General features: G+C 64.5%; 11 protein-coding genes and 1 pseudogene. 8 read left to right on the top strand and 4 right to left on the bottom strand.

What is annotated here, in order from left to right:
* Positions 1–31: 31 nt before the first annotated feature.
* The 5 genes from QCM77_RS04550 (at position 32) to QCM77_RS04570 (ending at position 4,111) form a co-directional block, all read left to right on the top strand.
* Positions 32–1,255 carry a CaiB/BaiF CoA transferase family protein gene (locus QCM77_RS04550; RefSeq protein ID WP_279665620.1) on the top strand — a complete coding sequence of 408 codons (1,224 nt, stop codon included), beginning with the start codon at positions 32–34 and terminating at the stop codon, positions 1,253–1,255.
* On the top strand, positions 1,252–2,388 hold the full coding sequence (locus tag QCM77_RS04555; RefSeq protein WP_279684791.1) for a thiolase family protein: 1,137 nt from the start codon (positions 1,252–1,254) through the stop codon (positions 2,386–2,388). The genes QCM77_RS04550 and QCM77_RS04555 overlap by 4 nt, the downstream gene beginning before the upstream one ends.
* Complete coding sequence (locus QCM77_RS04560; protein WP_279684793.1) at positions 2,385–2,744, top strand: Zn-ribbon domain-containing OB-fold protein; 360 nt, start codon at positions 2,385–2,387, stop codon at positions 2,742–2,744. Before QCM77_RS04555 ends, QCM77_RS04560 begins: the two co-directional genes overlap by 4 nt.
* Positions 2,745–3,254: 510 nt before the next feature.
* Positions 3,255–3,782 carry a carboxymuconolactone decarboxylase family protein gene (locus QCM77_RS04565; RefSeq protein ID WP_279665615.1) on the top strand — a complete coding sequence of 176 codons (528 nt, stop codon included), beginning with the start codon at positions 3,255–3,257 and terminating at the stop codon, positions 3,780–3,782.
* 26 nt (positions 3,783–3,808) lie between these two features.
* Positions 3,809–4,111 (top strand): nucleoside triphosphate pyrophosphohydrolase family protein, encoded by a 303-nt coding sequence (locus QCM77_RS04570; protein ID WP_279665613.1) that lies wholly within the window; start codon positions 3,809–3,811, stop codon positions 4,109–4,111.
* A gap of 162 nt (positions 4,112–4,273) precedes the next feature.
* Here the strand turns inward: QCM77_RS04570 and glsA are convergent, their stop codons facing one another.
* From glsA to QCM77_RS04590, 4 genes are all read right to left on the bottom strand, one after another.
* Positions 4,274–6,121, bottom strand: a complete 1,848-nt coding sequence (gene glsA / locus QCM77_RS04575; RefSeq protein ID WP_279684794.1) for a glutaminase A — start codon at positions 6,119–6,121, stop codon at positions 4,274–4,276.
* A gap of 22 nt (positions 6,122–6,143) precedes the next feature.
* Positions 6,144–8,219 (bottom strand): TRAP transporter permease, encoded by a 2,076-nt coding sequence (locus QCM77_RS04580; RefSeq protein ID WP_279684795.1) that lies wholly within the window; start codon positions 8,217–8,219, stop codon positions 6,144–6,146.
* 244 nt (positions 8,220–8,463) lie between these two features.
* Positions 8,464–9,630, bottom strand: a complete 1,167-nt coding sequence (locus QCM77_RS04585; protein WP_279684797.1) for a TAXI family TRAP transporter solute-binding subunit — start codon at positions 9,628–9,630, stop codon at positions 8,464–8,466.
* A gap of 148 nt (positions 9,631–9,778) precedes the next feature.
* Positions 9,779–10,000 carry an acyl-CoA carboxylase biotin carboxyl carrier protein subunit gene (locus QCM77_RS04590; RefSeq protein WP_279665610.1) on the bottom strand — a complete coding sequence of 74 codons (222 nt, stop codon included), beginning with the start codon at positions 9,998–10,000 and terminating at the stop codon, positions 9,779–9,781.
* Between the two features lie 94 nt (positions 10,001–10,094).
* Here QCM77_RS04590 and QCM77_RS04595 point away from each other — a divergent pair, with 94 nt between their 5' ends.
* The 3 genes and pseudogenes from QCM77_RS04595 to QCM77_RS04605 form a co-directional block, all read left to right on the top strand.
* Entirely contained in the window at positions 10,095–11,069 is a 975-nt protein-coding gene (locus QCM77_RS04595) for an IclR family transcriptional regulator (protein ID WP_279665608.1), read from the top strand.
* Positions 10,999–12,558, top strand: coding sequence for an acyl-CoA carboxylase subunit beta (locus tag QCM77_RS04600; protein ID WP_279684799.1), 1,560 nt, complete (start codon positions 10,999–11,001; stop codon positions 12,556–12,558). Before QCM77_RS04595 ends, QCM77_RS04600 begins: the two co-directional genes overlap by 71 nt.
* Positions 12,559–12,842: 284 nt before the next feature.
* A pseudogene (locus QCM77_RS04605) lies at positions 12,843–13,006 on the top strand (methylmalonyl-CoA carboxyltransferase); the annotation flags it as partial.
* Positions 13,007–13,059 lie beyond the last annotated feature (53 nt).

Genomic DNA, 13,059 nt, shown 5'->3' on the forward strand with positions numbered 1-13,059 from the left:
TCACTTGAGCCCGCGCAATCGGGAGTGAACGATGGGGCCGCTGAAGGGCATCAAGGTCGTCGACATGACCACCGTGCTGATGGGGCCCTATGCGACCCAGATGCTCGGCGACTACGGCGCCGACATCATCAAGGTGGAATCGCTCGACGGCGACGTCACCCGCCTGATCGGCCCGATGCGTCACGCCGGCATGGGCCCGGTGTTCCTCAACACCAACCGCAGCAAGCGCTCGATCTGTCTCGATCTGAAGAAGCCGGCGGGGCGCGAGGCCGTGCTTCGGCTTTTGAAGGACGCCGATGTTCTCGTCTACAACGTCCGTCCGCAGGCGATGGCACGGCTCCAGCTCGGCTATGACGTGGTTTCCAAAATCAATCCGCGTCTGGTCTATGCCGGCGTGTTCGGCTTCGGCCAGGACGGGCCGTATGCTGCAAAACCCGCCTATGACGATTTGATCCAGGGCGCCACCGCGCTGCCGGCGTTGATGGCGCAGACCGGTGACGGCGTGCCGCGCTATGTGCCCAACGCGCTGGTCGATCGCATCGTAGGCTTGACCGCCGTCGGTGCGATCTGCGCCAGCCTCGTGCACCGCGACCGCACCGGACGCGGCCAGCGCGTCGACATCCCGATGTTCGAGACCATGGCCGGCTTCGTCATGGGCGACCACATGGGCGGCCTCACCTACGAGCCGCCGCTCGACAAGGGCGGCTATGCCCGCCATCTCTCGCGCGACCGCCGGCCCTACAAGACATCGGACGGCTATCTCAGCGTCATCGTCTACAACGACAAGCAGTGGGAGAATTTCTTCAAGGCGACGGGGCGCGATGATCTGCGCGCCGATCCGATGTTCGCGAGCTTCGCCGGCCGTGCCGCCAACATCGACGTCGTCTATGCCGAGCTCGCGCGCATCTTCGAGACGCGCACCACGGCGGAATGGATCGACCTGCTCACCGAGGCCGACGTGCCGGTGATGCCGATGCACGACCTCGCGTCGATCCTGCACGATGAGCATTTGGAAGCGACAGGCTTCTTCCCCGTCGTGAACCATCCGACCGAAGGGCCGATCCGCAGTATGAAGGTCACGGCGAACTGGTCCGAGACGGAGGCCGAACCGATCCGGCTCGCGCCGCGGCTCAACGAGCATGGCGCGGAGATTCTGAAGGAGATCGGGTACTCGCAGGACGAGATCGCGGTCATGGTCCGCGATGGCGTCACACGTTCGCCGCCCCTGAATGACGACGCACAGGTGCGCCCATGAGCTTCGTCACCGGCACGGGCCTCACATCTTTCGGCAAGCACGAAGGCTCGTCCTCGCTCGACCTGATGAGCAAGGCCGCGCAGGCCGCGCTCGACGATGCTGGGCTCAAGCGCGCCGAGATCGACGGCATCCTCTGCGGCTACTCCACCGTCTCGCCGCACATCATGCTGGCGACCGTCTTTGCCGAGCATTTTGGCATCCGTCCGGCTTACGCCCACGCCGTCCAGGTCGGCGGCGCGACCGGGCTCGCGATGACCATGCTCGCCCATCATCTCGTCGAAGCAGGCGTCGCCCGCAATGTGCTCGTCGTCGCCGGCGAGAACCGCCTCACCGGGCAGAGCCGCGATGCCTCGATCCAGGCGCTGGCGCAGGTCGGCCATCCCGATTACGAGGTGCCGCTCGGCCCGACCATTCCCGCCTATTATGGCCTCGTTGCTAGCCGCTACATGCACGAATACGGCGTGACGGAAGAAGACCTTGCCGAATTCGCGGTGCTGATGCGCGCCCACGCCTGCAGCCATCCCGGCGCGCAATTCCACGATTCCATCACTGTTTCCGACGTCATGGCCTCGAAGCCGGTAGCGATGCCACTGAAGCTGCTCGACTGCTGCCCGGTGTCCGACGGCGGCGCCGCCTTCGTCATCAGCCGCGAGCGGACTGGAGAGGCCGGCGTGCGCATTCGCGGCTGTGCCCAGGCCCATACCCATCAGCACGTCACAGCAGCGCCCGCCCTGAGCGAGCTCGGCGCGGAGATCTCCGTCGCCCGCGCCAAGGAGGCCACCGGTCTTGCGATCTCCGACGTGCGCTACGCCGCCATCTACGACAGCTTTACCATCACGCTCGCGATGCTGTTGGAGGACCTTGGGCTTGCGGGACGCGGCGAGGCAGCCGCGCGCGTGCGCGCCGGCCATTTCGGCCGCGACGGCGCGATGCCGCTGAACACCCATGGCGGCCTGCTCAGCTACGGCCATTGCGGCGTCGGTGGCGCCATGGCGCATCTGGTGGAAACGCATCTGCAGATGACCGGCCGCGCGGCTAGCCGCCAGGTGCGCGACGCCTCGATCGCGCTGCTGCACGGCGACGGCGGCGTGCTGTCGTCCCACGTGACCATGTTCCTGGAGCGGGTGCGATGAGCGAGCATCTCAGCGACTGGACCAAGGGCGAACAGGCCGTCACCTATCAGACCTGCACCGCATGCGGCCATGTGCAGTATTTTCATCGCGCCTTCTGCGCGGCCTGCGGCGCGTCCGATCCGCGCGAGGCGCGTGCCAGCGGCAAGGGCAGGGTGTACGCGACCTCGCTGGTCTGCCGCGCCGCCACGCCGGAGACGCGGGCGCACGTGCCCTACAACATCCTGCTGGTCGATTGCGCCGAGGGTTTTCGCATGATGGCGCATGGTGAGAATGACCTCGCCATCGGCGATGAGGTCAATGCGAGCTTCAAACCGTTCGCCGGCAGGCTGGAGCCGTTCTTCGTGAAAAGGAAATAGTGGGATTCGTCATTCGGGGGCGGTCCTGAGAGACCGAGCCTGGAACGGGAATTCTGAGCCTGGCCTGCTAGGGCCGCGCTTTGCGCGGTCCCGGGAGAGCCACCCCGGAATGACGAAAACTCTCACACAACGCTTACTAACGCCCGTAGAACAAGATGCTGGCGATGACCAGCATCGCCGTCACCGCCAGCATATGCGCGAGCGCTCCCGAGGCCGCCCCCTTGGTGGCTTCCTTCATGCCTTTTCTCCCTAGACTTGGGCGTGACTCATCGTTGCGCGCGCTGCGCACCCGACGGCCAACTATTTTTACTCGGAACACCCCTTGCGAGTATCCGCTGCGATCAAGTCCCCACGCGGCGCATATCGTGTGTACCAAGGTCGATCAGCAATGCGGCGGCATTTTGACTCGATGATGTTGCTCCTGCGGACGCGCAAGAATAGAGTTTCGTGGAACTTTCGCCGCTAACGACAAAAAGCATCAAAGGCTTAGGGAAAAACTTCAGGAAAATCATGGCCCGTATCAACTACAGCGACCCGCTCAAGGCGTCCGACCGCACCCGCGAAATCCTCGACAAGAACCGCAACGCCAACATCTTCCGCATGATGGCGCATTCGCCGAGCTATTTCGAGCAGTATTGCCGTCTCGGCGGCGCCATCCGCCACAAGGGCGAGCTCGATCCTGTTGTGCGCGAACTTGCGATCACGCGAACCGGAATTCTTTGCGAGGCGCCGTACGAGATCGTCGCGCACAAGCGCATCGGCAAGAATGTCGGCGTCACCGACGAGCAGAACGAGGCGCTCGAGAGCTGGCAGGCGGCGACCTGCTTCGACGAGATACAGCGCGCCGCGCTCGCCTTCACCGATGAGATCGTGAAATTGAACAAGCCGACGGATGCGACCTTCAAGGCGATCGCGTCAAAGCTTTCGCCGGCCGCGCTGGTCGAGTTGCAGCTCTCGGTCGGCTTCTACATCATGACCTCGAAATTCCTGGAGACGTTCGCGATCGATCTCCAGCCGGTCACGGAAGTGGTGGGCTGACCCGACAGCAACGGTGAGGGATGCCGATGACGATCGATGAATATGCGGCCTGGGCTGCGACGATTGCGAAAGTCGATGAGCATCCGTCCAACGAACGGCTGTCTTATCTCGGACTTGGCCTCGCGGGCGAAGCCGGCGAGGTCGCCGACCACATCAAGAAATTGCTGCGCGACGACTGGCTCGATCAGGCGGGTCTCGTCGATGAGCTCGGCGACGTCATCTATTACTGGGCCTGCCTGTGTGCGGCGACCGGCCAGAAGCCATCCGAATTGCTCAAGGCGAGTGCGGCCAAGATCAATCGGCGGCTGAGCGAGGCGGCGAGCCGCTAGAGGGAACGATGTTCCCTGTGGCCATCCTTCGAGACGCCCGCCGTAGGCGGGCCCTCAGGATGAGGACCGAGCGCGCGGCAGCGGTTTCAACGAGCGCCGATGCCGCTTAGCCTCATCCTGAGGAGACCGCGAAGCGGTCGTCTCGAAGGACGAGGCGCGCGCTCAGGTCGAGGTCAGGATATCGACCTTGGCGTTGGCGACGATCAGGCGGTCGGCGAGGAGCTGCGCCAGGTTGCGCATGATCCGCTCGGAGGCCCGCGGGTGCTGCTCGCGGAAACGCTCGAAATCCTTCAGCGGGACTTCGAAAGCGGTTGCCGCCATGTCCGCAAACACGTCTGCCGAGCGCGTTTGCTCCAGCAGCGCCATCTCGCCGAAGGCCATGCCGGCGGTCAGTGTGGCCAGGCGCACGCCATCCGGCAGCGTCACATGCAAGGCGCCGCTGCGCAGGAAGAACAGGGCGTCGGCGGGATCGCCGGTGGTGAGGATCTTTGCGCCGGACAGGTAGGTCCTGATCGTGCAGGTCGCGCCGAGCTCGGTCAACTCTTCCGCGCTGAGACCTTCGAGCAGCGGTTGTTCGGAAAGCTCGGTGGTCTCGTGAAAATCGATTGAGCCGCCGTAGCGGTAGACGATCTGGTCTTCCGCCCATTCGATCGCGGTGTCGAGCAGATAGAAGTCGCGGACGTTCTTCAGCTCTGTGGTCCACTCGCGTAGCGTATTCCATTCCTTCGAAGCGCGCCTGACGCCGGACAGCACTACCGTGACGTTCAGCGCGGCGAGCTCCTCGAAAGCCTCTGCCACCAGCCGCGCCCCCGCGCGCGTGGTGGAGGTGACGCGGTGCAGATCGAAGATCACGAATTGCGGCCGCGGCCGGCCCGCAAGCCGGCGCGAGACATAATCGACCGCCGACAGCGACAGCGTGCCGACCAGCTCGATGACGCGCACCTCCTGCTCATGTGCCGCGAGAATATCGCGCTCCTGTTGGCGGCGGACGCGGCGCGACGGGCTCTTGCCGATGTCGTAGTCGGCGATGACGGCGTTGCGCGCGTCGTCGCTGCGGTTGAGCATGTGCAGATCGTAATGCGAGGACAGCGCTTCGCAGACCTTGATGCCGCGCACGCTGTTGCCGTGCTTGTCGAGCTTTGGCGAATAGCTGCCGAGCCCGAGGCGGGCGGGGAGGGCGGCCAGGATCCCGCCGCCGACGCCGCTCTTGGCGGGAATGCCGATCCGGTAGATCCATTCGCCGGCATAGTCGTACATGCCCGACGACGTCATCACCGACAGCGTGCGCGAGATGGCGTAAGGCGTCAGCACCTGCTCGCCCGTCACCGGATTGACGCCGCGGTTGGCGAGCGTTGCCGCCATCACGGCGATGTCGCGCGCGGTGACCAGCACCGCGCATTGCCGGAAATAGACGTCGAGCACGGCTGCGACATTGTCCGAGATCACAGCGTTGGTCTTCAGGAGATAGCCGATGGCGCGGTTGCGGTCGCCGGTCTGGCTTTCGGAAGCGTAAACGGCCTCGTCGACGGCGAGGTCGCGGCCGGCAAAACGACCAAGCGCGAGGCGAATTTGCTCGAAGGCGTCTGCGCCTTTGCTGTCGTAGATCAGCCCGGTGCAGGCGATCGCGCCGGCATTGACCATCGGGTTGAACGGATGGTTTTCGGAATTGAGCCGGATCGAGTTGAAGGGATCGCCTGAGGGCTCGACGCCGATCGCGCTCTCGACCCTGTTTGCGCCGAGCAGGTCCAGCGCCAGCGCAAACACGAACGGCTTTGACATCGACTGGATGGTGAAGGGCACCCGGCTGTCGCCGACCTCGTAGACATGACCGTCCAGGGTCGCGAGGCTGATGCCGAAATAGGCAGGGTCGGCCTTGCTCAGCTCGGGAATGTAGTCGGCGACCGCGCCCGAGGTCTCCGCCGAGAATGCGTTGAGGCAATTGTCCAGAAACCGCAGCAAAGGCGGCTTCGAACGGGTCCAGGCGGTGGCGAGAGGCGAAAGCGGTTTCATCGCCTCTCCTTGTGCAACGCAATCAGGGCACGCGCAACCCGTTCGGCACCATGGTCTGCCGCCGGACCAGCAGCAGGGCGAGCAAAACCGTGGGTACGAGGATGGCGAGGCCGAGCAGCGTCACCTGAATCTGCGACAGCGGCATGATCCCGCCGCCGGGGGTGGCCACCACGAACCCGCCGATCACCAGCAGCACGCGGATCGGCCACTCCAGCGCGCCGGTGCCGCGGAGATCGCCGACGAAGGGCTGGTAGCCCTGGATGCCGCCGCAGATGAACAGCGTGCCGAACGCCGCAAGCGCCATCAAGCCGAGACCGGCGAGATAGGGGCTCGGTCCTTGCAGCACCAGCGCCGGATTGAGCACGAAGAAGAACGGGATGAAATAGATGATGCTTCCGACCCACATCGATTCCCAGCCCGTCTTCATCGCGGGCGAGCCGGCGATGCCTGCGGCTGCGAATGAAGCAATCGCGACTGGAGGGGTGATCGACGACAGCATGCCCCAGTAGAAGATGAACATGTGCACGGCCATCTTGTTCAGCCCGAGCTTCTCCAGCGCGGGTGCGACCAGGATGGCGAGGAAGATGTAGCAGGCCGTCGTGGTCAGCCCGAGGCCGAGAATGAGGCTGGTGAGGGCGCACATGCCGAGCAGCAGGAAAGGATTGTCGCCGGCAATATGCAACAGATCGTTGGCGAGGCTCGACACCACGCCGGTCATCGAGAAGGCGCCGATCAGCAGACCGCAGCCGGCGAGGATGCCGACGAGCTCGACGAAGGTGCGGCCGTTGACCTCGAGGAATTTTCCGATCGTGCCGAGCGTCCAGCGCGTGTCCTTGGAAAAGAGCTGGTTGAGCACGAGCAACAGCGCGGTGGCGTAGAACGGCGCGTGGCTCTCGCGCTTGAAGTAGAGCAGCATCACGATCAGGAGCGCGATGACGAAGACGTAGTACCAGCCGTCCTTGATCGTATCCATGATCCGCGGCAGATCGGCGCGCGGAATGCCCTTCAGCCCGTGTCGTGCGGCATAGGCATCGACCTGCATGAACAGGCCGATATAATAGAGCGCGGCGGGAATGATGGCTGCGATCGCGACATCGGCGTAGCTGACGTTGAGGAACTGCGCGATCACGAAGGCGGTTGCGCCCATCACTGGCGGCGCCAGCACCGCGCCGGTCGATGCGCAGGCCTCGATCGCGCCGGCATAGGAGGCGCGGAAACCGCTCTTCTTCATCACCGGGATGGTCATGGTGCCGGCGGTAAGCACGTTGGAGATGATCGAGCCCGACATCATGCCGAGCAGGCCGCTGGCGAAGATGCAGACTTTTGCGGCGCCGCCGCGGAACGTGCCGCACAGCGCGAAGGCGAGGTTGATGAAGAACTTGCCGGCGCCGGTCATCATCAGCGCCGTGCCGAACACCAGGAAGCCGATCACGGTGTCGGCAAAGGCCTGGATGGGAATGCCGAGCAGGCTCTCGCCCGACAGCACGTGATAGGCGGTCGCCTGCTCCAACGTCGATTGCGTGCCGCGGAACGGACCTAACCAGCCGGATTCGGCGAACAGCGGATAGACGGTGAAGGGGAGCACGCTCAGCAGCAGGCTCCAGCCGCCGGTGCGGCGCAGCGCCTCCATCAGCATCACCCACATTACGAGACCCGCGGCAATCACGCTGTTGGGCGCGCCGCCGAATTCCCAGCCGGCCTCCGCGGCTTTGCGCACGTTCGACATCAACAGCAGCGCCGCGGCGAAGGTCACGATGAAGAAGGCGAGATCATACCAGGGAATGCGGTCGAGCGGCGCACGCTCGGTCCCCGGGAAAATCAGGAAGGTGAAGGGCAGCATCAACGCGATCAGGAGATAGAAGTACTCCGTGTTGAGCTGGGTGTAGCCGATGAAGAAGCGCAGCGAGAATTGCTGGTTGATGCAGAGCAGGATCGTCGCCGCGGTCGCGGCCACCAGCATCCAGCGCCAGGCGCCGCGTAGCGTGCGAACGCGCGTGACCTCGGCTTCCTGCATGTTGCCGGCGGCACCGTGCGGATCGTCGAACACGACCCGCTTGGCCTCGTCCTGCGGGGCGGTGGAGACTGAAGCAGACGACATGATCGACCCCGCGCGTGGGCTGCTAACCGCTGACTAAGGCGAATGGCCGTTGGTTGAATCGATAGGGCCGCGGGCTCTTCGACCTCTCCCGCGTGCGGGAGAGGTCGCCGCGAAGCGGCGGGTGAGGGCTTTCGCATCTGGGGGAGTCTCTCCGCGGAGATACCCTCACCCCAGCCCTCTCCCGCAAGCGGGAGAGGGAGCGCATCTTCTTCGTAGCGGCAGTCCACTCTGATGCCATCAGATGCTAGTCCTCGAATCCGTTCGCCATGTCGGCTTTCGCAAGCGCCGCGGCACGCGCTTTCATCCAGCCGTCGAGGAAGGCCTTGTCATCCGCAGGCGGATTGGACTTGCCGTAGTCGGTCCACGCTGCGCCAAGCACCTCCTGGCGCTTGATCAGCTGGTTGTTGTGGGCGTCCTGCGCGTCGCTCCATTGCCCGGCTTCCTTCAACGCCTTGACGGCGCCGGGGTGCACCGGCACCACCCAGTTCTTGGTCTGGCGGTCGGCGGCGAGCCCGCCGGCGCCGGGCGCGGAGTCCTTGTAGGAATCGTAATTTGTGATCATCGCCTTGGTGATCGCATAGACCTGGTCGGGTGCTTGCGAGGCGTAGGCGACGAAGATCGGGTAGGGATAGTTGCCGAGCTCGATCGGCTTGTCCGGCGAGATACCGGCGCCGCAGGTCGCGACTTGCGGGAAGAAGAACGAGCCGACCTTCTGCAGCCGTGCCCAGCCTTCCCTGTCCTTGGCGGGCAGCGCCGGCCAGATCAGGCCGCGCGGCGAGGTCTCGGCTTCCTTGGCGGGGCCGGTGATGGTGGTGCCGAACGCAGCGTCGGTGTCGTTGTTGATCAGGCCCTTCCACATCGCGCCGTAGCTTGCGAACTCGACGACCTTGACGTCCTTCTGCGTCAGGCCGGCGAAGGCGAGCACCGCGAGCGAGTTCTGGTTCAGCGCCGGCGAGCCGACGACGAATCCGACACGCTTGCCCTTGAGGTCTTTCAGCTCCTTCACGCCTGTATCCGCGGCCACGCCGAGCGTGCCGCAATTGCAGTCGACGGATGAGAGCAGGATCTGGAGCGGTTGCGGGCCCCACTCCCTGGCGCCGAACTCGAACACGCCTTCTTGCGCGAAATAGCTACCCGATCCCATCGCCGCGGAGGCCGCGCGCTTGGCGCGCAGCGGCGCGAGACGCGCGACGTCGTTGCCTGCGGGGAGCACGCGCACGTCGGTTGAGTATTTGTCCTTCATCATCTTGCCGACGCCGACCGCGATGTTGAAGCCGGCGGTGCCGGTGTCATAGGCGGTGAACGTCAATGTCGCCGGCAGCTTGATGTCTTCCGCGAACGCATAGCGTGTAGACGCAAAAGAAATGCCCGCAACCAAGGCAGGCGCGAGCATGATCAGCCCACGAAGCATGTTTCCCTCCATGTTCCCCGCGTTTGCCGCGAAGACTTTCGTTCTTTGTTTGAAACGGATCATGTCATCGCATATCGGCGATGGCAACGCCGTACCGCGACTGCAGGATGATGCTGACAGATTGTCGCGGAAACGACGGATAATGCAGTCAGTTCGCGACGATCGCGATCGCCTGTCCCTCGGCAACGACGTCGTCGAGCTTCACCAGAATCGATGTGATCGTGCCGCTCGCGGGCGACGGCACAGGTATCTCCATCTTCATCGCTTCGACCACCACAACATCGTCGCCATCCGCAACGGTTCCTCCAACTTGCACGGGAGTTGCACAGATGCGCCCGGCGATCTCCGTGATGATCTTAATTTCTGGCATGCCATCGCCTTTTTGTTGTCGTCGCAAAATGCCTGAGGTAGCGTCATCTGCAAGCGGAATTTAATTCCGCACAGCGGAACAAGCGGTAGGGATCATGGGACGACGTTCAGAGCGGTTGAGTAGACAAGGTGCGCCCGCCGGCGATGCCGGTGAGGGTGATGTTATCCAGGTGGTGTCGCGCGCGTTCGACGTGTTGCGATGCTTCGAGGGCCACGATAGCAGGCTCGGCAATCTCGAGATCTCAAATCGCTGCGGCCTGCCGCGCTCCACGGTGTCGCGGCTCACGCACACGCTGACGCGGATGGGGCAGCTGGTTTACCTGCCGCGCGATCAAAAATATCGCATCGGGCCGAGCGCGGTGGCGATGAGCGCCTCGATGATGAAGGGCGCGCAGCTGCGCAGCATGATCCGGCAGCGGCTCCAGGAAGTTGCCGAGCAATTGCCCGGCACGGTCGGCTTCGTGGTGCCCGATCGCTTCCATCTGGTCTATCTCCAGTTCGCGCGCTCGGCCTCTGCGCTCGGCCTGCACGAGGGCACCGGCAGCCGCATTTCGATGGCTTCGACCGCTGCGGGCGCAGCCTATACCGCGGCATTGGCGCCCGAGGTCGGCGATGCCTTCATCGCGGACATGGAGCGGGAAGCTCCCGAGGCTGCGAAAATCCTGAGGCCCCGCATCGAGGCCAACCGCGAGTTGCTGCGCGAGCACGGCTATGTCGTGGCCTGCGGCCTGTGGAGCCCGCACATCAACGGGCTCGCGGTGCCGATCTGGTCGCCGCAGTACCAGACCTTCGTCGTCATCACGATCGGTCTTCTGTCCGCGATGTATGACGAGCAGCGCCTGCATGCCGAAGTCGCTCCGCTGATGGTCGCGCTCGGCCGCTCGCTCGGCAGCCTGCTCGAAGGCGCGGAGGGCGACGTCTTCAACAATCGCATCTCGCGCAAACCGGTCGCAATGGCTGTGCACAACAATAACAAGCCGATCAATTCGGAGGGCGTGAATGAACTGGAAGCCGGAACTCGACGAGCTCGCCCGGCGCGAAGCCTTCGCGCGGGAGATGGGCGGCGTTGACAAGGTCAAGCGACAGCATGACCAGGGCCGACTGACTGTTCGGGAGCGTATCGACGGACTGACCGACAAGGGCAGCTTTCACGAGATCGGTGCCGTCGCCGGCGTCGGTGAGTACGATTCCAGCGGCGAGCTGCAGAAATTGACGCCGGCGAACTGCGTGTTCGGCCGGGCGCGCGTCGACGGCCGCACCGTCGTCGTGGTCGGCGACGACTTTACCGTGCGCGGCGGCTCGGCGGATGCGTCCATTTCCGCAAAACCGCTGATGGCGGAGGAGATGGCGCACGACTTCCGTCTGCCCATCGTCCGCATCATCGAAGGCTCCGGCGGCGGCGGCTCGGTCAAGACTATCGAGACCAAGGGCGCGGCTAATCTGCCGGGCGGCATCGGCGGCACACGCTGGTATCGCTTTACGACGGAGAATTTGTCGCGCGTGCCCGTGGTCGCGCTCGGCCTCGGCTCGGTCGCAGGGCTCGGTGCCGCGCGTCTTGCCGCCAGCCATTATTCCATCATGACCAGGAAGTCCGCGATGTTCGTCGCGGGGCCGCCGGTGGTGAAGGCGTTGGGGCAGGATCTCTCGAAGGAGGAGCTCGGCGGCGCCGACATCCAGACCCGCGCCGGCGCGGTCGATCATGCCGTCGACACCGAGGAGGAGGCGTTCGCCTGCGCGCGGCGTTTCCTGTCCTATCTGCCGTCGTCGGTCTACGAGCTGCCGCCGACCTTGCCCTGCACCGACCATCCGGAGCGCACCGAAGAGGCGCTGATGAACGCGGTGCCGCGCAACCGCAAGCAGGTCTACAAGATGCGGCCGATCGTCGAACAGGTCGTGGACAAGGGTTCGTTCTTCGAGGTCGCAAAGAATTTCGGCAAGCCTGTTATCGTCGGCCTCGCGCGGCTCGAGGGCAGGGCGGTGATGGTGCTTGCCAGCGACAGCTTTCACTACGGCGGCTCCTGGACCGCGGATGCCTGCCAGAAGGTGGTGCGCTGGGTCGACTTCGCCGAGACCTTCCATTTGCCGATCGTCTACCTCATGGACTGCCCCGGCTTCATGATCGGCCTCGATGCCGAGAAGGCGGGCACGATCCGTCAAGGCGTCCGCGCCATGGCCGCGGTCAACCAGACCACGGTGCCCTGGTGCACCGTGATCCTGCGCAACGCCTTCGGCGTCGCCGGCGTGGTGCATCAGCCCGCCGACCGCCTCTCGATCCGCTACGCCTGGCCATCGGCCTATTGGGGCTCGCTGCCGCTCGAAGGCGGCATCGAAGCCGCCTATCGCGCCGACGTCGATGCTGCCGAGGACAAGGCCGCCAAGCTCAAGGAGATCGAGGAGCGCCTCAACAAGCTGCGCTCGCCGTTCCGCTCCGCCGAAAAGTTCTGGGTCGAGGAGATCATCGACCCCAGGAAGACGCGGTCGCTGCTGTGCGAATTCGCGCGGCTCGCGGAGCCATTGCGAAAGCCGGGGCCGCCGGGGAATTTTTCGATCAGGCCGTAGGTTCAGCCGTCACTGCAAGCCGCTGATATCGACCTCAGCCCAATCAGAGTTGGGCAAAATTGATCTATCGCAACACCGCGCGTCCAATTGTCTGCAACCGTCTCGTTCGGAACGAGGGAGAGACGTCATGACAAACGCGGGAAACGCGCTGCTTTGGGCAGCCATATTTTTCTGTCTGTCGTTCGGCGCAATCTTTGTCGTTTGGTTTGCCGAGCGGTTGCGCGCGGGCTTCTCGAGGAAGCCGTAAAGCCTTCAGGTCCGGTAGCTCGTCACCTGCTGACCCGACGGCGGATGCCTGCCGATGGATCGTCGATCTCATGGACTGCCCCGGCTTCATGATCGGCCTCGATGCCGAGAAGGCGGCGATCAGACCATGGTCGCGGTCGACCAGACCACGGTCCCCTGGCGCAGGGTGATCCCGCGCAATGCCTCCGGCGTCGCCGGCGTCTGTGCTCGCGCTTTGCCGCGGCCGCGATGGCGTGACCTCAAAACAAGAACGCG

The sequence above is a fragment of the Bradyrhizobium nivariense genome, from assembly GCF_029846695.2.
Taxonomy (GTDB): Bacteria; Pseudomonadota; Alphaproteobacteria; order Rhizobiales; family Xanthobacteraceae; genus Bradyrhizobium.